At 42.2% G+C, this 308-nt stretch carries 1 pseudogene; it reads right to left on the bottom strand.

Going from position 1 to position 308, the window contains the following annotated elements:
- Positions 1 to 308 (bottom strand): annotated as a pseudogene (gene istB, locus PZE06_RS33555) (IS21-like element IS643 family helper ATPase IstB); the annotation flags it as partial.

Here is a 308-nt window from a genome sequence, read left to right as displayed (position 1 = left end):
AAGCTCACCCATTGTAGCGAAGTAAACATGGAATCCTCTATAAACGGCTTCGAGTCCCAGCCCAATTGCGATATACGTTTTTCCGATGCCTGGAGGGCCTAGAAGAATTAAATTGTACTGTTGTTCTTACCAGCTCAATTCTCGAAGCTGAGAAAGCTGGCGAGCTGTTAGAACGTTTTGGCCTTTAAGTTCAAATTCATCTAATGACTTCACGAAAGGGAAGCGTGCCCACTTCATTCTTTTTTCAAGGCTCTTCGCTTCACGTTTTGCTAATTCGTATCTTGTGATAGATTCTAAGAATTCCAAGT

This window comes from Robertmurraya sp. DFI.2.37, assembly GCF_029211245.1.
GTDB lineage: Bacteria > Bacillota > Bacilli > Bacillales > Cytobacillaceae > Robertmurraya > Robertmurraya methanolica_A.
The sequence above is the reverse complement of the archived record's forward strand: the minus strand, read 5'-3'. Positions and strand labels throughout refer to the sequence as shown.